Source organism: Streptomyces sp. NPDC048506 (genome assembly GCF_040651315.1).
Lineage (GTDB): Bacteria > Actinomycetota > Actinomycetes > Streptomycetales > Streptomycetaceae > Streptomyces.
Genome location: NZ_JBEZIX010000003.1, coordinates 40,598 through 60,584 on the forward strand (window position 1 = coordinate 40,598; position 19,987 = coordinate 60,584).

A 19,987-nucleotide genomic window follows, 5' to 3' on the forward strand; every position below is an offset into this window, starting at 1 on the left:
GGAGGTGCCGGTTCCGGAACGAGTACGTCAGTTGGCGGATGTAATATCGCCGTCAAATGCGGAGAATCCCACCGACTTGTGAGGAACGGTCCGGCGCAAGCCGGCGAGAAAGGGCGGCCGTACGTCGTGCGCGGTGAGGTGGCCATGCAATCCCCCGCTCTCCGATGGAAGGTCAGCGGCGGCGAGGTGCGGCCGGGCGACGCTTCGGGATCGACGTCCGTCGGCCGCCGGGGGGAGCGTGATGACTGATCGAGGTCACTGGCCGCTGGTCGGACGGGATGCCGAGCTGGCTTCGTTGGAGGCGGTGGCCGGCCGGGTGCTGACGGGGGGTCGGCCCCGCGTGGTACAGATCGAAGGGCCCGCCGGCATCGGGAAGTCGGCGCTGCTGAGCGCCTGGCGGCGGCGGGACGACAGGTTCCGCGTGCTGCGGGCCCGTTGCCATCCGCTGGAACGGGAGAGCGCCTTCGCGGTGGCCCGGCAGCTGTTCCAGCCCGTCGTCGGCGCGGCCGGCGAAGGCGCGGGGGCGGGGGCGGGGGACGGCGGGGCATCCGCGCCGCAGGTCCTGGACGCCGGGGCGTCGTCGGACCCGGCGGTGTACGGGCCCGGGGCCATGGCCGCCGCCCTGGACGGGCTCGACGGGCTCACCCAGCGGCTCGCCGCCCGGCAGCCCCTCCTGTTGGTCGTCGACGAGTTGCAGTGGATCGACCCGCCGTCGCTCCGCTGGCTCGTGCGACTGGTGCGGCGCGTGCAGCCGTGTCGGGTACTGGTGGCGGTGATCACTCCCACCGCTGAGTTCCGCAACCCCGATCCGCTGCTCGCCGAGCTCCTCCACTGCGCGCACTGCCACACGATCGGCCTGGGGCCGCTCGGCGTCGTGGATGTGCAACGGCTGGCGCAGGTGGTGTGGGAGGGGGCGGACCCCGATCCGTCGTTCTGCGCGGCCTGCCACGCCGCCACGGGTGGTCACCCGATGTTCCTGCGCGCCCTGCTCCACCACGCCCAGCTCAGCGGTCTGCGGCCCACCGCCGAGTGTCAGGACCGGATACGCAGCGTCTCGCTGCCGACCCTCAGACGGGAGATACGCCACCGGCTGTCCCAAGGGCCCCCGGAGGCGGTCGAACTGGCCCAGGCGGTGGCCCTCCTGGGCGACGGCAGACCCCGGTCCCTGCTCGCCGCGCACTGCGGGCGGGGGGAGGCGGTGGTACGGGCGGCGGCCTCGGACCTGCGGGGGCTCGGCCTGCTACGGGCGGACGGCGAACCGGGTTTCGTCCACCAGGTGGTGCGCGACACCGTCCTCGCGACGATGTCTCCCGACGAACTCAGCAGGGGGCATGCCCGCGCCGCCCAGGTGTCGTACTTCAGCGGACGGCCCGACGAAGAGGCGGCCGCGCACCTCCTGGCGGCCGATCCGGTGCAGGGCGCCTGGGCCGTTCCGGTCCTGCGCGGGGCGGCCCGCGAGGCCCTGCGCCGCGGCGCACCGGAGCGGGCCGCCGACTATCTGCACTGCGCCCTGCGCCAGCCGCCGCAGGCCGGGGCGTGCGGCCCCGTCCTACTGCAACTCGCCACCGTCACCAGCTGCTACAACGCCGACCAGGCCGGGGCGTACGTGACCGGTGCGCTGGAGACGCTGACCAACGACGCCGACCGTCGTGCGGCGCTGGGGCTGCTGACCTCCTGCCTGCTGCTGGCCCCCGGATCGGGAACCGCGCTCGCCGCGGTGGATCGTCTGATGGTGGACGGGCCGATGCAGGCGGACGGCCAGGGCGCCGAGCGTGAACTGGCCCTGCGCGTAGAGGTGTTGCGCTCCCTGGTGGAAGGGGAGCGGCCCACCGCCCGTCCGGCGACGCCGGCGGTCGACGTCGAGCACCTGCTCGGCCGCACACCGGGCGAACGCCAACTCCTCGCCCTGCACGCGTTCCGTGCACTCAGGGCCGGGCGCCCGGCGTCGTACGTCGGCACGCTCCTCGACCGCGCCTCGGGCACCCTGCCGGTCCTGTCGCACGAGACGTTCCCCCTGCACTACTTCGTCGCCCAGACCCTGCTGCACCTCGACGAACTCGACCGGGCCGACCGCTGGCGCGCCCAACTCGCCCAAGGGATCGAGGGGATGGGGAGGGACCTGCTGGCGGGCGCGGTGGCGACCTATCAGGCGGCGTCGGCCCTGCGCCGGGGGGACGTCACGGAGGCGCTCGCCATGGCGCGGCAGGCGCTGGGCCCGGGGCGGGCCGCCGGCCGGGTGCCGTACGCGACGACCCTCGACGCCATCAGGATCGACGCACTGCTGGCACAGGGCGACGTCGACGCGGCGGAACGGGTGGCGCTCGCCCGTTCCGGGGAGGGGCTGGGCAAAGGGGCCTGGGAGCCGCCGCTGTTCCTGATGAGCTCGGCGGCGCTGCGCACCGCCCAGGGAGACGCCCGTGCGGCACTGTCCCTGCTGCACGAGTGCGGGCATCACATCGATGCCTCCGGGACGGTCAGCCCGGCCGTCTGCCCGTGGCGCTCCCGCGCCGCCGCCCTGCACCTCGCGCTGGGGGAGGCCGACGCGGCCCGGGACCTCATCGACGAGGAGCTCGAACTGGCGCGGCGGTGCCAGATCCCACGCGCCATCGGCGTGGCCCTGCGCATGGCGGGAAAGGCGGCGACCGGAGCGCGACGGCTCGCCCTGCTGGACGAGGCGGTGGGGGTGCTCACCGCGACCCCGGCGCGGCTCGAACTCTCCCGGGCCCTGCACGACCTGGGCGTGGCCTCGATGCACCGCGGGGACACGGCCGGCGCACGCAGAGCGCTGCGGAAGGGCCTGGTGCTGGCGACCGAGTGCGGTGCCACGGTGCTCGCGACGCGCCTGCGGCAACGGCTGCACGACGCCGGCGGGCGGGCCGGGAGGGACGGGAGCGGTCTGCTCACTCCCGGCGAGGAGCGCGTCAGCACGCTGGCCGCCCAGGGCCACAGCAACAAGGAGATCGCCGAGCGGCTCTTCGTCTCCCTGCGGACCGTGGAGACCCATCTCACCGGCGCGTACCGCAAGTTGGGGATCGCCGGACGGGCGCAACTGGCCGCCGCGATGACGTCGTCGACCGCCGGGACGGGGTGAGCGGACGCGGAGCAGGCACACCGGCGAGCGGCGCGCGACCACGAGGGAGCCGCCGGGCGGCCCCGCCGCCTCCTCGGCTGATCGACGAACACCCCGCCCAAAGCCCCACCCGTATTGGGTGGGGCTTTTGCGTGCGGAACGGGAAGTCCGGGCAAGGCCGAGGCGCCGTGCTCCCGCCGATGCATCTCGTGGTCCACTGGGCCGTTCCTCGGGGGTGCGCCACCCGAAGGCCGTGGTCCCACGGGCCATTTACCGTCGGTCGTCCACACGGATTTCCCGCACGACCGAAGCCTTTGCCTTTCGCTGTTCCGGGGGAGTTGTCCGCTGGCTTTACTTACATCCGACGAAGGGCGTGCCGGTCTCGATCGAGCAGCGAACGGCGTCGCCTTCCGTGGTCATTCCGAGAAAGGACCGAACCATCATGAAGAGGCGCAACAGGGCCGTGCTCGGCCTGATCACCGCTGCTGGTGCGATTCTGCCGCTGGGGGTGTTCGCCACCTCGGCGTCCGCCGCATCGGGCACGAACGTCCAGATCCGGCAGCACGCCGCAATCGCCGCCACCACCTGCTACACGTTCGTGGGCGCGGAGGACAAGAACTACTGCAACTACTCGCGCCCCATGGGCGATGTGTACACGGTGGGCATCCCGCCGAACACCACACAGGTCCTGATCGACCTGAAGACCTTCCCCTGGGAATCCCCGGCGGACAGCATCGCCGTGAACCCCGACAAGAACCGCTGCGTCGAGGTGAGCGGCACCGCCTTCAACGCGAAGCTCCTGGAAACCGGCTGCTGAATCCGGTAGGTGCCGGAGCAACCGAAACTCCCGAGCAATCGGCTCGTGTTGCCGAGAAAGCGAGAACGTCCCATGACCCTCCCCTACCGGGCAGGAATCGCCGCCGCGGTCTCCGTCATGGCACTGGCCATGGCCATGCCGACGGCGTCCGCAGCATCCCTCCAAGACGTCAACGGCCACACCGACAACTGGCTGAACGAGGGCAGCGCAACCGTCACGTTCGACAACGGCACCACGCTGACCAGGCAGTCCGACGTCCTTGAGGCACTCCAGCAGTGCGGCGCACTGTCCGTCTCGTGTGCTTCCACGACCACCCAGGACGCCGGCCAGGTCACCAAGTGGTACGACGCGGAGAACACCGATCTGGGCACCGGACCCATCCAGAACTGCAGCCCGAACGGAAACGACATCACCCAGACCATCACCGCGGGCCACACCTTCTCCTGGGGGTGGAACATCGGCGCCAGCGTCGATGTGACCCTCGTCAAGGACAGGCTGGGAATTGGTGCCAGCGCGGGATTCTCGCAGTCCAGCACTGAAGCCAGCACGGGTGCCGTCGGAATCACCGTCAAGCCCGGCCAGAAGGGCATGCTCAAGATGGGCTACGACATGGACCGCAAGGTCACCAACGTGTCGATCCAGGGCGGCCGGTTCGGCGGTGCGCAGATCACCGGTCTCCGCACGGAAACGCCCCTCCCGGGCGGAAAGCGCGTGGGCCAGGACATCGTCCCGTGCGACCAGCAGTTGATGAACGGACGCTGAGTTCCCCCGCAATGCAGAAAGGACACCCCGTGCGCAAGACAAAGCGGTCCATGGCCTATAGCGCCGCCGCCACGCTGTTGCTGGCCCTCGGCGGCACGGCCGTCACGGCGACGCCCGCCTCGGCCGATTCCGCCGGGCACATAGGCTTCTCCAACAAAGGCTGGTTCCTCGTCAAGACCTGCTACAAGTGGCAGGGATCCACCACTCCGGACAGTTGCGACGACAACAAGGCCATCGGCACGGACTGGGGAGTGGACATTCCCGCCGATGCAACGGGAGTACGGCTCACCGTACTCGTCCACGGACAGGCGATCGGCGACCTCGAAGCCCCGCAGATCACCGACCTGAAGAGCAACCACTGCTACGAGTTCAGTGGTTACACCTGGGGCCCGTCCATCACCGAGAAGAGCTGCTAGTCCCCCTCCACAACGAGGACAGGGACGAGGAAGGGAATTCCAGCGTGCGTGCAATCAAGAAGTCGATGATGCATGGTGCCGCCGTCGTGGGCCTGGCCCTGGTCGGCACCCTCACCGCGGCACCGACCGCATCCGCCAGCCCGGGCAACTACATCCAGTTCAGCAACAACTCGGGCTTCCTGGTCGACACCTGCTACCAGTGGCAGGGGCCGGACGGCATAGAGAGCAAGAACTACTGCCACACGTCCAAGCCGGTCGGCCAGACGTGGAAGGCCTACTTCCCCGCAGAGGCGACGGGAGCCACCGCGACCGTGACCTTCGCCATGGGCAACGGCGGCGCCAAGGAGTACCTGTACAACCTCGACGCCAACAGCAGCCACTGCTACCAGACCACCGGGCTGTGGCCGAACGGCGGCGAGGTGCTCCGCACCAACTGCTGAGCAGCCGGGCCGGGGCCTGCCGCCACCCCCTCGGCAGGCCCCGCGCCCCGCGCGCTCAGACCGCCCCGGGTACGTCCTCCCGGTGCCCGCGACGGATGACCTCGGCGGCCAGTTCGATGCGCGAGGACATCTGGAGCTTTTGCAGGATGTGCGACACATGGGTGCTGACGGTGCGTCGTGAGATGCACATACGGGTCGCGATCTCGGGGTTGGAGCGGCCGGCCGCGACGTGTTCGGCGACGGTGCGTTCGGTGCCGGTGAGCGCCTCCCAGCCGTGCCGGGCCCGGTTCCGCGGGCCCCGCCGGCTGCGGTGGACGTCCATGGCGCGGAGGCGGGAGGCAGCGCGGGCCGCCTCCGGTGGCCCCGGCGGCGGCGGAGAGGTGCGCGGCGGCCTCGTTCTGCCGGCCGCGGTGCACCGCGATCAGGCCGGCCACCGCGTGCAGCGCCCGGCTCGTGGAGAAGTGCTCGCCCGGATCGAGCCCGGCCTCGACCTCCGCCAGGGCGTCGTCCCAGCGGCCGGAGTGGAAGGCCAGCAGGGCGCTGGACAGGTGGTACCAGGGCAGGAACATGCCTCCGGTCCGCTCCGCCGCCTCGTGCGCGGAGGCCAGGGTGCGCTGTGCGTCGGTGCCGTGGCCGAGCTCGATACAGCTGTGGGCCAGGGTGAGTTGCAGCGCGATCCGCTGAGCGGGATGCGGGGACTGCGCGGCGAGTCGGACGGCGTGCCGGGTCAGCTCCAACGCCGCGGTTCCCGGCGCTTCGAGGAAGTGCTTGGCGGCCAGCACGTGCAGGGCGTCGGCCAGGGCGAGGCAGCCGCCCGTCGCCTCGGCCGCGCGCCGGGCGGCCGCCGCGACCGCCCCGGCCTCCGGCAGCCGGCCCAGCGCGAGCAGGCACACGGCGCCGAAGGCCCGGAACCGGGTCGCCTCGGCCGCCGGGACGTCCACACGGCGGCACGCGGCCCGGGACTCCACCAGCGCCAGGTCGGGCCGGCCCCGGCCGAACGCGGCCTGCACCATGATCCAGCGCAGGGGCCACTCCCGCTCGGAGCCCCGGGCCCGTAGGAGCGCGCTCCGCGCGGTGTCCTCGGCGTCCGCGAGGTGGCCGGCGGAGAGCTGGGCCCGGGCGAGGTGCAGCTCCAGAGGGCAGCGGCGCGAATCGTCCGGGCCGGTGAAGTCCAGCGCCCGGTCGATCAGTTCGATCGCCATCGCGGGCGCCCGGGCGGTGAGAGGGGCGGCCGACGCCATCAGCCAGGAGAGCACGAAGTCACCGGCGGCCGGTGCGGCGGCGAGCAGGTGCACGGCGACGCGCTCGGGTGCGGCCCCGGCAGCGGCGAGGGCCCGTGCCGTCCTCAGGTGCAGCAGGGCGCGGGTCGAGCCCGGCACCGCGTCGTACAGGGCGCGCCGCATCAGATCGTGGCGGAAGACCAGGCGGTCACCGGTGTCCCGGAGGACGCCGGAGGCCTCGGACCGGGTGACGATGTCGAGCAGTTCGTGGGTCGGTCTGTCCAGGACGGCCGCGAGTTCGGTGACCGTGCAGTCGGGGCCCAGGACCGACACCACGCGGAGCGCCTGGAGCACATCGTCGCCCAGGTGGCGCAGCCGGTGGCCGATCAGCCCCGTCAGCGGCGGCAGGGGGCGGCCCACGGTGACCTCCGCGACGCCGGCGCGGACCTCGATCGCCTCGGCACGGACCAGGGCGGCGGCCAACTCCGTGACGTACAGGGGGTTTCCCGCCGCGCCCGCGGCCATGGCCCGCAGCCGTGGTCCCGGCTCACCGCCGCACAGGCCGGTCAGCAGGGTGGACACTGTGGGCGGATCCAACGGCGCCGGTTCCAGCACGCTGTGACTGCCGGGCGCCCCGCTGCCGGCGAGCCGATCGGCCGCACCGCTGTGGCCCGGCCGGCACGCCCCGATCAGCAGGAGCGGGAACTGGTGCGCCGACCGCAGCAGCCGCTGCACCACGTGCAGGCTCGCCGCGTCGGCCCACTGGAGGTCGTCGAGGAGCAGTGCCAGCGGGCCCTTGGCACACACGTCGTCGACCAGGCCCAGCAGCGCTTCGACGCCGGTGAAGTCGGCCACGCCCGGGCCGCCGAGGGCACCCGGCACCCCGTGCCGTCCGTCGCCCCGGAGCACCGCGGCGACCCGGGCGCGGCGGGCGTCGGTGGACCTCCCGTCCACTCCCAGACAGCCGGCGATGGTGGCGAACGGCCGCTGCTGTTCCGGTTCGTGTGCCGTCCCGCGGAGCGTCCGGAAGCCCAGCCGCTCCGCGGTGGCCGCGGCCGACTCCAGCAGGGCGGTCTTGCCCAGTCCGGCCTCGCCGACGATGACGGCCGTCCGTCCCGCGCCCGTGGCCGCGGCCGCCGCCAGCCCGGTCAGTTCCGTCGTCTCCGCGTCGCGGCCGAGCAGACGCGTCGTGCCCTGTTCCATGTCCGTGCCTCTGTGCGCCCGGTCCGCCGCAGCACCAAGCTCCGCGGACCGGTTGATGTGGGGGAGTCAGGTCGCGTGCAGCGCGACCGTGGGATGCAGCCGGGACGCCCGGATCGCCGGGTAGAGACCGGCCAGGACGCCGATGACGAGGGTGGCGCCCAGGCCGCCGCCGAGCGACCAGGGCGGCACCACGACCGCCCAGCCCTGTGCCGTGGCGAAGGCGAACGTCGCCGCCGCGCCGAGCACCGCGCCGGCCGTCCCGCCCAGCGCCGACAGCAGCAGCGACTCGGTCAGGAACTGCAACCGGATCGCGCCCTTGGTGGCACCGATCGCGCGGCGCAGACCGATCTCCTGGCGGCGCTCCAGCACCGAGATGACCATGGTGTTGGCCACGCCGACGCCGCCGACGAGGAGGGCGACCGCACCGAGGCCGAGCATGAGGCCGGTGAGCCCCTCGTCGGCGGCGGCCTTCGCCGCCAGCGCGTCGGACGGCCGGGACACCTTCACCGAACCCTCGTTGCCCGGACTGACGCTCCGCGCGAGGACCGCGCGGACGTCCTCGACCGAGGTGTCCGGGGACCGCTCGAAGACCGTCGTGGGGTGGCCGTCGAACCCCAGGTACCGCTCCGCCGCCGGGAACCCGACCAGGGCCACCCGGTCGAGATTGGGGACGAGTTCGACGGGCTTGAGGATGCCGACGACCACGACGTACCGGTCGTTCATCATGATCTTGCCACCCGGCTCGGTGATCCCCATCCGCGCGGCGGCGACCGAACCGAGGACGGTGACCGGCAGCCGCTCACTGGCGCTGTCGAGCCAACGACCCCTGGCCACCGAGGCGTTCAGCGCGGACAGCAGGTCCGTTCGGGCGGCCTGTGCGGTGACTCCGGCCGGCTGCTCCTCGGGCACCACGTCGCTACGGCGGATCCGGGCGTCCACCTGACCGGTGGCCGAGGCCCGTTGCACCGGGCCGATGCGCTCGACCATGGCCACCGCGCTCTTCGGGAGCTTCACCTCCCGGCCCAGGGCGTCCTTGCCGGCCTCGGCGGTGAGCAGGTTCGTCCCCAGGCGGTCGAGCCGCGCCATCAGGTCGGCCCGGCTGGACGTGGAGAGGCCGACGACCGCGACCATCGTGGCGATGCCGATCGCGATGCCCAGGGCCGAGAGCAGCACCCGGGCGTGGCGCGCGCGGAGTCCGACGGCGCCGACCCGCAGCACGTCGGCCGCGGCGAGGCGGGCGGGTTGCAGCGCGGGCCCGGTCATGCGGCCGCCTCGCCGGAACGGGAGTCGGAGACCACGGACCCGTCCCGGAGCCGGATGCGGCGGGGCAGCGAGCCGGCGATCTCGTTGTCGTGGGTGATCACGCAGATCGTGGTGCCGGTCGCATGGAGTTCGTGGACGAGTTCCATGACGAGCTCGCCGGACGCGGTGTCCAGCGCGCCCGTGGGCTCGTCCGCGAGCAGCAGGTCCGGCTCGCCGACCAGGGCGCGGGCGATGGCGACGCGTTGCTTCTCACCGCCGGAGAGCTGGTGCGGCCGGTGCGCGAGCCGATGGCCGAGGCGTACCCGCTCCAGGGCGACGCGGGCCCGCGCCCGCCGTTCCCGCAGCGGGACGCCCGCGTACAGCAGGCCGTCCGCGACGTTGTCGACCGCGTCCCGGCCGGGGGACAGGTGGAAGTGCTGGAAGACGAAGCCGATGTGGCGTGCCCGCAGCGCGGACAGCCCGCTGTCGGAGAGGGCCCCCACGTCGTGCCCGGCCACCCGGACCGTGCCCGACGAGGGCCGGTCGAGGGTGCCGACCAGATGGAGCAGGGTGGACTTCCCGGAGCCGGACGGGCCGACGATCGCGAGGAGTTCGCCGCGGTCGACACGCAGGTCCACGCCGCGCAGGGCGTGCACTCCGCCCGGGTAGGACTTGCCGGCGGCCCGTAGTTCGATCACCGTCATCGCTCGGCCACACCGACCTTCATGCCCTCGGTGATGCCGCCGCCGCTGACCTCGATGCGCCCGTCGGCGGTCATGCCGGTCGTGACCCGGACCATCCTGCTGGTGCGGCCCTGGACGATCTGGAGCCCGTAGCCGCCGTGTTCGCCGCGCAGGGCGACGACCGCCTCGACGGGTACGGTCAGCACGTTCCGCCGGCTCTCGCTGATGAACCTGACGCTGGCGGTGGCCTTGGAGTCCTCGGAGGCGAGGGCGGACCGGGGACCGTCCGGGGTGACCTCCACCGTGATGCCCTCCTGGCTCGAACCGCCGGCGCCCTCCGACGCCTCCGGCCTGACGGTTCCCGCCACCTTGCCGCCGACCGTCCGGCCGCTGGGCAGGGTGACCTCGACCTTGGTGCCCCGGGACGTCAACGCCACGTCGTTCTGGTCGAGTTGGGCCCGGACGACCGGTTCGGTCGAGGCGACGGTCAGCACGGTCTTCTCCGGGCCGATCTGGTCGGCGAGCGCGGCGTCCGCGGCCACCACCCGCACCGCACCGGGCTGGAAGACGACGTCCCCCTTGCCGACCGTGCCGTCCGCCGTCTCGATGCCGAGCGACTTCTGCCAGCTCTTGACCGCGGCTTCGGTGCCCCGGTCGTAGCGGGTGTCGACGTACAGGCCGGAGCCGAACCCGAGGTCGCGGAGGTTGCGCTCCAACTGGAGGACGTCCGGACCCCGGTCGCCGACCTTCATCGCCCGGAACGCCGGAGTCTGCCCGTACATCAGGATCACCGGCCGGGCGTCCCGCTCGTAGAGCCGCTGCCCGAGCCGGACCGTCCGGCCCTCCTCGGCGGCCTTGGTGACCGTCCCCTCGACCGGGGACTTGACGGTGCGGCGCCGGGCGTAGTCGAGGTGTCCGTCGACGGTCTTGCTCTGTACCAGGTCCGTGCGGGTGATCCCGGTGGTGGCGGGCGGCAGGTCGCCCTTCCGCTCCGCCGGGGCGTCCGGGTCACCGCCCCCGAGGAGCAGGGTGCCCGCCCCGATCGCGGCGGCGGCCGCCACCGCACCGACCGCCACCCGTGCCGTGCGCCGCGTCACTGCATGCCGTCCAGACCGTCGAGCAGCTTGTCCTTGCACGCCTGGCGGGCCCGCTGGTAAGCCGGGGAGTCGGTGTCGATCCGCGACGCGATCGGGTCGGGGTCACCGCCGGGCAGCACATTGCCGCCGGACAGCGTGGGGTTGGCGAACGCCGAGACGCCGTGCTGCCGCATGCAGGTGGCGTGCGACAGCAGCGACTCGTACTCCTTCTGCACGTCGCGCTTCGGCTCCAGCCGCATGGCAGCGGTCATCTCCTTGCCGCAGACGCCGTTCTTGCCGCCCTTGGACGCCTCCTCGTTCCCGGGCTTCCGGGCGATCTCGTCGATCTTCGTCCAGTCGAGGTAGCCGCTCAGCTTCGGATCGGGAAAGTCCTTGATTCCGCCCTTGCCGCGCATGCACCGCACATAGGCCAACTGGGCGTCGTAGAACGCGCCCTTGTCGCCGGTACCGCTCTGCTGCCGCGAACTCCCGGTGTCCTTGCTGCCGGAGGCGGCGTCGCCGGGCACGGAGGCGACCTCCTGGCCCGTCGTGGGGCCGTCGTCCGTGGCGCCGCAGGCGGCGGAGAGGAGCAGCACGGGGAGCGCGACGAGTGCCGCCGAACGGAGCCGGCCGCCGCCGCGGGAGGGGATTCGCTTGTCCATGGTGTCCACGCTCGGCCGGTCACATGATGAGCGCTGGATGCGTGGATGATGGGGACGTAACAATTGCCCGCGGGGCCTGAATCCTCCGGCGGACCCGGTCTGACATGGGCAAACGCTCCCGCATAATCAAGGGCATGCCGCACGTGCTGCTGATCGAGGACGACACCTCCGTACGCGACGGGATGGAGCTCGTACTGCGCCGACACGCCTACGACGTCTCCGTGGCCGGCACCGGGGAGGAGGCGCTCCCGCTGTTGGACGGCCTTCCCGGGAAGCCGATCGAGCTCGTGGTCCTCGACCTGATGTTGCCCGGCATGGACGGCTTCGAGGTCTGCCGCGGCATCCGGGCCCGCAGCACCATCCCGGTGATCATGCTCACGGCGCGCGGCGACGACCAGGACATCGTCACGGGGCTCGAAGCGGGCGCCGACGACTACGTGGTCAAACCGGTCACGGCCCGGGTGCTGGAAGCCCGGATCAGGGCCGCACTGCGCCGTGCCGAGCCGGCGCCGGGCTCGGCGCCGGGAGAGCAGCACGCCGGGCTCGTCATCGACCGGGTCGGCCTGACCGTGACCAAGCTGGGCGCGCCCGTCCCGCTGCCGCCCATGGAACTGCGGCTGCTGCTGGAGCTGTCGGCCGCGCCGGGCCGGGTGTTCAGCCGCGAGCAACTCCTCACCTCGGTCTGGGACCTCGACTACCTCGGCGACTCGCGACTGGTGGACGCCGCCGTGCGCAGGCTGCGCACCAAGATCGAGGACGTCCCCGCCAAGCCCCGGTACATCCAGACCGTCCGGGGCTTCGGCTACCGGTTCGGCCCGTTGTGAGGCACGGATGAGACGCCCCCGGGGCCGTAGGTTCGGGCTGCGTACCCGACTCGTGGTCGCCTTCGTCCTCGTCACCCTGATCAGCGCGGTGACCTCGACCGCGCTCGCCTACCGCGAGTCCCGCAGCGCCGTGCTGGAGCGGGCCCAGAACGCGGTCCTGACCGATTTCCGCAACCGGGTCGGCGAGGTCGCCGCCGACCTCGACATACCTCCCGACCGGAGCACCCTCACCCGCTTCGCCGGGAGTGTCTCGCGCGGACTCGGCGACGACATCGTCGTCGCCCGCTACCACGACCTCACGGCCACCTCGGACTCACTGGCGGACCAGACCCGGATCACGCCGGAGCTGCGGACCGCGGTCCGGACCACCGGCCGGTTGCGCTACCAGCGCGTGGCGTGGCACGGCGAACCGTTCCTGGTGGTCGGCGCGTCCGTGGCCTTCGCCTCCGGGCGCACCTCCGACCTCGACGTCTTCACCATCGCCCCGCTCCGGGCCGAGGAGGAGGACATCGCCGTGCTGCTCTCCAGCGTCCGCGCGGGACTCCTCCCGGTCGTACTGCTGGCCGCGGCCCTCGCACTGCTCGCCGCCCGCACCGTGCTCAGACCCGTACGGGACCTGTCCCGGGCCACCCGGAAGCTCGCCGCGGGGGAACTGTCGACCCGCGTCACGGTGAAGGGACGGGACGAACTCGCCGAACTGGCCGAGACCTTCAACCACACCGCCGAGAGCCTCCAGGCCTCCGTCGCCGAACTGCGGGACCAGGAGGAGCGCGCCCGCCGCTTCGTCGCCGACGTCTCCCACGAACTGCGCACCCCGCTCGCCGCGATGACCATGGTGTCGACCGTGCTGGACGAGGACGCCGACCAGTTGCCGCCGGACTCCGCGCTGGCCGCCCGCACCGTCAGTGCGGAGGTCGCCCAGCTCACCCGCCTCGTCCAGGACCTCATCGAGATCTCGCGCTTCGACGCCGGGACCGTGGCGCTGGACGCCGCGGAGACCGACCTGGCGGAGCTGGTCCGCCAGGTGCTCACCCGGCGGGGCTGGTCCGCCGAGGTGCACACGGACCTCGCCGAGGGGGTGCGGGCGGTGGTCGACCGACGCCGGATCGACGTCGTGGTGGCGAACCTCGTCGGCAATGCGCTGCGCCACGGCGCCAAGCCGGTGGCGGTGGTCCTCCGCGCCACGGAGGACGAGATCACCCTCGACGTCACCGACCGCGGCCCCGGCCTGCCGCCCGAGGTCCTGCCGCACGTCTTCGACCGCTTCTACAAGGCCGACACCGCCCGCAGGCGGTCCGAGGGCAGTGGGCTCGGTACCGCCATCGCCCTGGAGAACGCCCAGTTGCACGGCGGCACCCTGGTCGCCGCCAACCGTTCCGAGGGCGGTGCGGTCTTCACGCTCCGGCTTCCCCGCAACCGTCCGGAGGACGCGCGATGAAGACGCTGCGCACCGTCGTCGTGGTGGTCGTGCTCCTGGCGGCCGCCGCCGGCTGCGGGATCCGACCGACGGGGGTGATCGACGCCGGCGAGCCGGTGGCGGGTCTCACCAAGGGCATGCGGATCTACTTCGCCTCGGACCGGGGCCTGCGCGGTGTCTCACGGCCCGACCTGAAGGTGCGTCACCTCGACTCCGCCATCAAGCTGCTCTTCGCGGGCCCGAACGAGTCGGAGCAGAAGAACGGACTCACCAACCTCGTGGCGCTCTACGGCGCGTACCACGCCTCCGGGAACGGCAACCGCGTCACCCTCGACATACCGGACACCCACCTCTCCGCCGACGACCGCCTCCGCAACGGACAGCTGGTGTGCACCCTGGCCCGCGCCCAGGCGGTCCTCCACCCCACGCTCCGCCCCGACGACATCCAGGTCACCCTCCGCCCCAAGGGCGAGCCGCTCGGCCCGTACCAGTGCGCGTACTTCCTGCGGAACTGAGGCGGCCCGGCGCCGGTTCCCTCGCCCGCCGGGCGATCTCGCCGCACCGGTTGCAAAATGAAGGTGACGGACGTGCAGTTCACCGACGGTGACGCACCGGTCGCGCCCGCGTGACAGGCAGAAACGGCAGGTCGTCGATGGCGGACATCAGGGCCGAAAACATCGCGAAGCTCATCGAGCCGCTGCGGGTGAAGCCGGGGACGCGGGTGGACCTGGGCGAGGACTTCGATCCGCGCTACCGGGCCGAACTGAACAAACGGGAGGGCATCGAGCTGCTCCAGCGGGGGGTGGCGCTGCTCGCCGAGTACCAGGAGCGGCTGGCCGCCCAGGACACCTACGGCGTGCTGCTCTGTCTTCAGGCCCTCGACGCCGGAGGCAAGGACGGGACGATCCGCCACGTCATGAGCGGGGTGAATCCGCAGGGCGTGAAGGTGAGCAGTTTCAAGGTGCCGTCCGTGGAGGAGCTCGACCACGACTACCTCTGGCGCTACGCGGCCCGGCTCCCCGCCCGCGGCGAGATCGCGATCTTCAACCGTTCCCACTACGAGGAAGTGCTCGTCGTACGCGTGCATCCCGAAGTCCTCGAACGGCAGCGGCTGCCGCAGCACGCGCGCGGGCCGAAGATCTGGGACCGCCGCTACCGGGAGATCAACAACTGGGAGCGCTACCTCACCGACAACGGGTTCAAGGTGGTGAAGGTCTTTCTGAACCTGTCCAGGGAAGAGCAGCGCATCCGCTTCCTGAAGCGGATCGACCTGCCGGAGAAGAACTGGAAGTTCTCCGCCGCCGACGTCCGGGAACGGCGGCGCTGGGACGACTACCAGCGCGCGTTCTCCGAGATGCTCTCGGCGACCAGTACGCGGTGGGCGCCCTGGTACGTCGTACCGGCGGACCGGAAGTGGTTCGCGCGCATCTGCACGGCAGCGGTGCTGGCCCACACGCTGATGGACCTCGACCCCCAGTACCCCATGGTGAGCGAGGAGGCCCGCGAGGACCTCCAGGACGCCCGGCACGAACTGGAGGGGGAGGGGCCCCAAGGGACTGCGGCCGGGCCCTGAACGGACGGACCCGGGGTTCATCGGGGTGCGGCGGAACGGTTCGGATCGGAGGCCCGACGATGACGACGCAGCCGGACCAGGCGGGCCGGCCCGGTGTGCCGGAGCCCTGGTACGCGCGGACCCCCGAGGACGTGGCGGAGGCGCTGGGCGTCGACCCGGCGGTCGGGCTCTCCGCGGCCCGGGCCGCTGAGCTGTGGGCCGAGAACGGCCCGAACGCGCTGCCCGAGGAGCGGCCGCGGCCGGCCTGGCTGCGCTTCCTCGACCAGTACCGCAGCTATATGCAGATCGTCCTCGTGGCGGCCGCCATGGTCTCGATGCTGATCGCGCAGTGGGGCACGGCGATCCTGCTCCTCCTGCTGACGCTGCTGAACGCGGTCGTCGGGCTGCGCCAGGAGGGCAAGGCCGAGAGCGCGATGAACGCGCTTACGTCCATGATGCGGGCGACGGCCCGGGTGCGGCGCGAGGGCACCGAGTCGGAGGTCCCGGCGGAACGGCTCGTGGTGGGCGACGTCGTGCTCGTCGCGGCCGGCGACCAGGTCCCGGCGGACGGCCGGATCGTCGAGGCGCACGCCCTACAGATCGACGAGTCGGCGCTCACCGGCGAGAGCGTGCCGGCCGCGAAGGACGTCGGCACGCTGACGGACGAACGGCTGGGCCCGGGGGAGCAGTCCGACATGGCGTTCATGAACACCCCGGTCACACACGGCAGCGGTCTCCTCGTCGTCACCGCGACCGGCGCGGAGACCCAACTCGGCAAGATCTCGGGGATGCTGTCGGCCACCGAGAAGGAGGAGCCGCCGCTCACCAAGGAGCTCAACACCCTGACGGTGTGGATCACCGTGGCGGCCGGCCTGACCATGGTCGTGATGTTTGCCCTGGGGCGCAGCCGCGGTCAGCCCTGGGACGCGCTGTTCGTGAGCGCGGTCTCGCTGGCCATCGCGGCCATCCCCGAGGCGCTGCCGACGGTGACCCAGGCGATCCTCTCGGTGGGCAGCCTCGAACTGGCGAAGCGCCATGCGATCGTGAAGGAGCTGCCGTCGGTGGAGACCCTGGCGTTCACGTCCGCGATCAACTCGGACAAGACCGGCACCCTGACGAAGAACCAGATGACCGCCGTCGAGGTGGTGAGCCCCACCGACCGGTACACCGTCTCGGGCACCGGCTACGCCCTGGAAGGGAGGGTCCACCACGTGGCGGGGGCCCGTGCGGGCATCGAGGAGGCGATCCTCCCGTACCTCGTGGCGAACGACGCCAAGCTGGAGGACGGCACGGTCGTGGGCGATCCGACCGAGGGCGCGCTCCTGGTGCTGGCGCACAAGGCCGGGCTGGACACCGAAGCCACCCGCGCCCGGCTGGCCCGCCTCGCCACGCTGCCGTTCGACCCGAGCTACAAGCTGATGGCCACCTTCAACGCGGCCGTCGACACCGCCGGCCGGCCCGTGGTGCGCTGCTTCGTCAAGGGTGCGGCGCCGGCAGTGCTGGCCCGCGCGACCACCGCGCTCTCCGCCGGCAGGAGCATTCCGTGGGACGCCGAACTGCGGCGGCGCGCCGAGGAACAGACGGCGCGAATGGGCGGTGCGGGCCGCCGGGTGATGGCCGCGGCCACCCGGGACCTGGACCCGTCCGGCTTCGACGCGGACGGTGACCTGCTCGCCTACGTCACCGACCTTGAGATGACCAGCCTGGTGGGCATGATCGATCCACCGCGCGACGAGTCCAGGGCCGCCGTGGCCAGCGCCCAGGACGCCCACATCCGGGTCCGCATGGTCACCGGGGACGACGTCACCACCGGTGCCGCCATCGCCCGGGAGCTCGGCATCCCCGGTGAGCCGCTCCTGGGCGCCGAGTTCGCCGCGCTGCCGGAGCACGAACGGCTCGCCCGTATCGACGACATCGGTGTCCTGGGGCGGGTCGCACCGGAGCACAAGGTGCTGCTCGCCACCACGCTCAAGAAGAAGGGCGACGTCGTGGCGATGACCGGTGACGGCGTCAACGACGCGCCCGCCATCAAGTCCGCCGACATCGGCATCGCCATGGGCAGCGGCACGGACGTGGCCAGGAACGCGGGGCGGATGATCCTGTCCGACGACAACTTCGCCACGATCGTGTACGCCGTGGAACAGGGCCGGAAGCTCTACGACAACCTCACCAAGTACATCCGGTTCGTGCTGCTGTTGCTGGTCACCTTCGTGCTGACCTTCCTCGGGGCCACCCTGGTCAACCTCGCGGCCGGTGAACCCTTCACGCCGCCGCAGGTCCTGTGGATCCACTTCGTGGTCAACGCCTCGTTCGGCTTCGCGCTGGGCTTCGACCGGGAGAGCCCGGGGCTGATGCGGCGCCGGCCACGCCCGCGGGGCGAGTCGGTGCTCACCCGACCCGTGATGGTCACGGTCGGGCTCGGCGGGCTGGCGATCACCGTCATCCTGCTCGGACTGATCAAACTGGGGGAGTCCCGCTACGACAGCGCCCGGATCGGCAATGCGATGGCGTTCACCGCCTTCGCCCTCTGCCTGATCGTGGCCGCGTTCGAATGCCGCAGCGAGACGGGTTCGGTGCTGACGACGAGCACGTTCGACAGCAGGCAGATGAACTGGGTGGCGCTGGCCCAGTTCGCCCTCGCGGTGCTGGTGACCCAGCTGGACGGCTTCCGCCGGATCCTCGGCACCACCCGGATCGACCTGCGGCAGTTCGGCTGGGCGCTGCTGGCCGCCGTCGCGCTGCTGCTCCTGTGGGAACTGGGCAAGTTCCTGGCCCGTAGGGCGCGAGCGGCCGGTCGGCCGACACCGACCCCCGGCTCCTGACCGGGCCACCGAGGGCTCACGCGAAGGAGGCCCGTGTCCCGGCACACCGGCACCCCCGGCACCCCCGGCGCAGGACCGCACCGTGCGGTGCCCGGCACGCCCGGCCTCGCGGTGCTGACGAGGTACCGGCGCTCCTGGCTGCGCGGGGACCTCGTCGCCGGCATCACGGTGGCCGCCTATCTCGTGCCACAGGTCATGGCCTACGCCAGCGTCGCCGGCCTGCCGCCGGTCGTGGGCCTGTGGGCCATCCTGCCCGCGATCGGGCTGTACGCCCTCCTGGGGTCGTCCCGGCTGCTGTCGGTGGGGCCGGAGTCGACGACCGCGCTGATGACCGCCGCCGTCGTCGGGCCGCTCGCCGCGGGGGACCCGGCGCGGTATGCGGTCCTGGCCTCCGCACTCGCCGTCGCGGTCGGCCTGATGTGTCTGGCGGGATGGGTGGCGAGGCTGGGGTTCGTGGCGGATCTGCTGTCCCGGCCGGTTCTGATCGGGTATCTGGCGGGTGTGGCGCTGATCATGGTCGTGGACCAGCTGACCAAGCTCACCGGCGTCCCCACCGAGGGCTCCGGGTTCTTCCCCAAGCTGCTGTCCTTCGCCCAGAACCTGCCCCGGGCCCAACCCCTCACGGTGCTCTTCAGCGTCGGGGCGCTGGTCCTGCTGTACGCGGCGACCCGCCTCCCCCGTGGAGTGCCCGGCCCGTTGTTCGTCCTCGCCCTCGGCACGGCGGTGTCGGCCGCGTTCGGCCTGGCGGACCGTGGCCTCCCGGTGATCGGCGAGATCCCGGCCGGGCTACCCCGCGCCCAACTGCCCGACCTCGGCGGCCTGCCCCAGCTGCTGCTGCCGGCCATCGGGGTGCTGCTGGTGGGCTACACCGACTTCATCCTCACCGCGCGGGCCTTCGTCACCGGCGACCGCGGTCCACGCCTGGACGCCAACAACGAGCTGTTCGCCCTGGGCGCCGCCAACCTCGGCGCCGGTGTCCTCCAGGGGTTCCCGGTGAGCAGCAGTGCCAGCCGTACCGCGCTCGCCAAGTCGGCGGGCGGGCACACCCAGGCGTACGCGCTGACCGCCGGCGCCGCGGTGGTCGCCGTGCTCCTCTTCCTGGGCCCCCTGCTCACCAACACCCCGACGGCCGTGCTGGGCGCACTGGTCGTCTACGCCGCGGTGCGGATGGTCGACGTCGCGGGCTTCCGGCGGCTGGCGTCCTTCCGGCGCCGGGAACTCCTGCTGGCGCTCAGCTGCCTCGTCGGGGTCCTCGCCCTGGACATCCTGTACGGGGTGCTGGTGGCCGTGGGCCTGTCGGTCGTCGAGCTGCTGAGCCGGGTGGCGCGACCGCACGACGCCGTCGAGGGCATGGTGCCCGGCCTGGCGGGGATGCACGACGTCGACGACTACCCACAGGCGCGCACCGTCCCGGGACTGCTGGTCTACCGCTACGACTCCCCGCTGTTCTTCGCCAACGCCGAGGACTTCAAGCGACGTGCGCTGGCCGCGGTGGAGGAGCAGCAGAGCCCCGTGCGGTGGTTCGTCCTCAACACCGAGGCGAACGTGGAAGTGGACATCACCGCGCTGGACGCGCTGGACGAACTGCGGCAGGAACTGACCGGGCGCGGCATCGAGTTCGCCCTGGCACGGGTCAAACAGGATCTGCGCGACCAGCTCGACGCGTACGGACTCAGCGGGTCCGTCGGCGCGGACCGGATCTTCCCCACGCTGCACACCGCGGTGGCCGCATACCGCTCGTGGCGCCGTGCGCAGCGCGACGACGACAGCGGGTGAGGCCG

The 19,987-nt window shown here is 72.2% G+C and carries 16 protein-coding genes and 1 pseudogene; 11 read left to right on the top strand and 6 right to left on the bottom strand.

The genetic code is table 11. The features are described 5' to 3' along the window. The first annotated feature begins 241 nt into the window (after window positions 1–241). The 5 genes from AB0C96_RS02820 (at window position 242) to AB0C96_RS02840 (ending at window position 5,505) form a co-directional block, all read left to right on the top strand. The gene (locus AB0C96_RS02820; RefSeq protein ID WP_362912969.1) at window positions 242–3,091 is read left to right on the top strand and encodes an AAA family ATPase; all 2,850 of its coding nucleotides are present in this window, start codon (window positions 242–244) and stop codon (window positions 3,089–3,091) included. A gap of 421 nt (window positions 3,092–3,512) precedes the next feature. Continuing rightward, window positions 3,513–3,887 carry a hypothetical protein gene (locus AB0C96_RS02825; RefSeq protein ID WP_362912971.1) on the top strand — a complete coding sequence of 125 codons (375 nt, stop codon included), beginning with the start codon at window positions 3,513–3,515 and terminating at the stop codon, window positions 3,885–3,887. A 72-nt stretch (window positions 3,888–3,959) separates the two neighbouring features. Then, entirely contained in the window at window positions 3,960–4,649 is a 690-nt protein-coding gene (locus AB0C96_RS02830) for a hypothetical protein (protein WP_362912972.1), read from the top strand. A gap of 29 nt (window positions 4,650–4,678) precedes the next feature. Then, on the top strand, window positions 4,679–5,065 hold the full coding sequence (locus AB0C96_RS02835) for a hypothetical protein (RefSeq protein WP_362912974.1): 387 nt from the start codon (window positions 4,679–4,681) through the stop codon (window positions 5,063–5,065). A gap of 44 nt (window positions 5,066–5,109) precedes the next feature. Then, window positions 5,110–5,505: a hypothetical protein gene (locus AB0C96_RS02840; protein WP_362912976.1), complete on the top strand. Its 396-nt coding sequence runs from the start codon at window positions 5,110–5,112 to the stop codon at window positions 5,503–5,505. 55 nt (window positions 5,506–5,560) lie between these two features. On the opposite strand, the gene AB0C96_RS02845 is transcribed toward AB0C96_RS02840, so the two are convergent. The 6 genes and pseudogenes from AB0C96_RS02845 to AB0C96_RS02870 all read right to left on the bottom strand — a co-directional run bounded on the left by AB0C96_RS02845 (window position 5,561) and on the right by AB0C96_RS02870 (window position 11,591). Continuing rightward, complete coding sequence (locus AB0C96_RS02845; protein WP_362913333.1) at window positions 5,561–5,827, bottom strand: LuxR C-terminal-related transcriptional regulator; 267 nt, start codon at window positions 5,825–5,827, stop codon at window positions 5,561–5,563. A 1,597-nt stretch (window positions 5,828–7,424) separates the two neighbouring features. Continuing rightward, window positions 7,425–7,928: pseudogene (locus AB0C96_RS02850) on the bottom strand (ATP-binding protein); the annotation flags it as partial. Window positions 7,929–7,994: 66 nt separating this feature from the next. Continuing rightward, the gene (locus AB0C96_RS02855) at window positions 7,995–9,191 is read right to left on the bottom strand and encodes an ABC transporter permease (protein WP_362912978.1); all 1,197 of its coding nucleotides are present in this window, start codon (window positions 9,189–9,191) and stop codon (window positions 7,995–7,997) included. Next, complete coding sequence (locus AB0C96_RS02860; protein ID WP_362912980.1) at window positions 9,188–9,874, bottom strand: ABC transporter ATP-binding protein; 687 nt, start codon at window positions 9,872–9,874, stop codon at window positions 9,188–9,190. The genes AB0C96_RS02855 and AB0C96_RS02860 overlap by 4 nt, the downstream gene beginning before the upstream one ends. Continuing rightward, window positions 9,871–10,950: a peptidoglycan-binding protein gene (locus tag AB0C96_RS02865; protein ID WP_362912982.1), complete on the bottom strand. Its 1,080-nt coding sequence runs from the start codon at window positions 10,948–10,950 to the stop codon at window positions 9,871–9,873. The genes AB0C96_RS02860 and AB0C96_RS02865 overlap by 4 nt, the downstream gene beginning before the upstream one ends. Then, window positions 10,947–11,591, bottom strand: coding sequence for a hypothetical protein (locus AB0C96_RS02870; protein ID WP_362912983.1), 645 nt, complete (start codon window positions 11,589–11,591; stop codon window positions 10,947–10,949). The genes AB0C96_RS02865 and AB0C96_RS02870 overlap by 4 nt, the downstream gene beginning before the upstream one ends. 134 nt (window positions 11,592–11,725) lie before the next feature. Between AB0C96_RS02870 and AB0C96_RS02875 the strand changes: the two genes are divergently transcribed. The 6 genes from AB0C96_RS02875 (at window position 11,726) to sulP (ending at window position 19,982) form a co-directional block, all read left to right on the top strand. Then, window positions 11,726–12,415 carry a response regulator transcription factor gene (locus tag AB0C96_RS02875; RefSeq protein ID WP_362912985.1) on the top strand — a complete coding sequence of 230 codons (690 nt, stop codon included), beginning with the start codon at window positions 11,726–11,728 and terminating at the stop codon, window positions 12,413–12,415. Between the two features lie 7 nt (window positions 12,416–12,422). After that, window positions 12,423–13,853 carry an ATP-binding protein gene (locus tag AB0C96_RS02880; RefSeq protein ID WP_362912987.1) on the top strand — a complete coding sequence of 477 codons (1,431 nt, stop codon included), beginning with the start codon at window positions 12,423–12,425 and terminating at the stop codon, window positions 13,851–13,853. After that, window positions 13,850–14,347, top strand: a complete 498-nt coding sequence (locus AB0C96_RS02885) for a hypothetical protein (RefSeq protein ID WP_362912989.1) — start codon at window positions 13,850–13,852, stop codon at window positions 14,345–14,347. Before AB0C96_RS02880 ends, AB0C96_RS02885 begins: the two co-directional genes overlap by 4 nt. Before the next feature lie 137 nt (window positions 14,348–14,484). Next, window positions 14,485–15,405: a polyphosphate kinase 2 family protein gene (locus AB0C96_RS02890; RefSeq protein WP_362912990.1), complete on the top strand. Its 921-nt coding sequence runs from the start codon at window positions 14,485–14,487 to the stop codon at window positions 15,403–15,405. Window positions 15,406–15,464: 59 nt separating this feature from the next. Beyond that, a complete protein-coding gene (locus AB0C96_RS02895) occupies window positions 15,465–18,206 on the top strand; it encodes an HAD-IC family P-type ATPase (protein WP_362912992.1) in 2,742 nt (913 codons plus the stop codon). A gap of 87 nt (window positions 18,207–18,293) precedes the next feature. Then, entirely contained in the window at window positions 18,294–19,982 is a 1,689-nt protein-coding gene (gene sulP, locus AB0C96_RS02900) for a sulfate permease (RefSeq protein WP_362913335.1), read from the top strand. Window positions 19,983–19,987 lie beyond the last annotated feature (5 nt).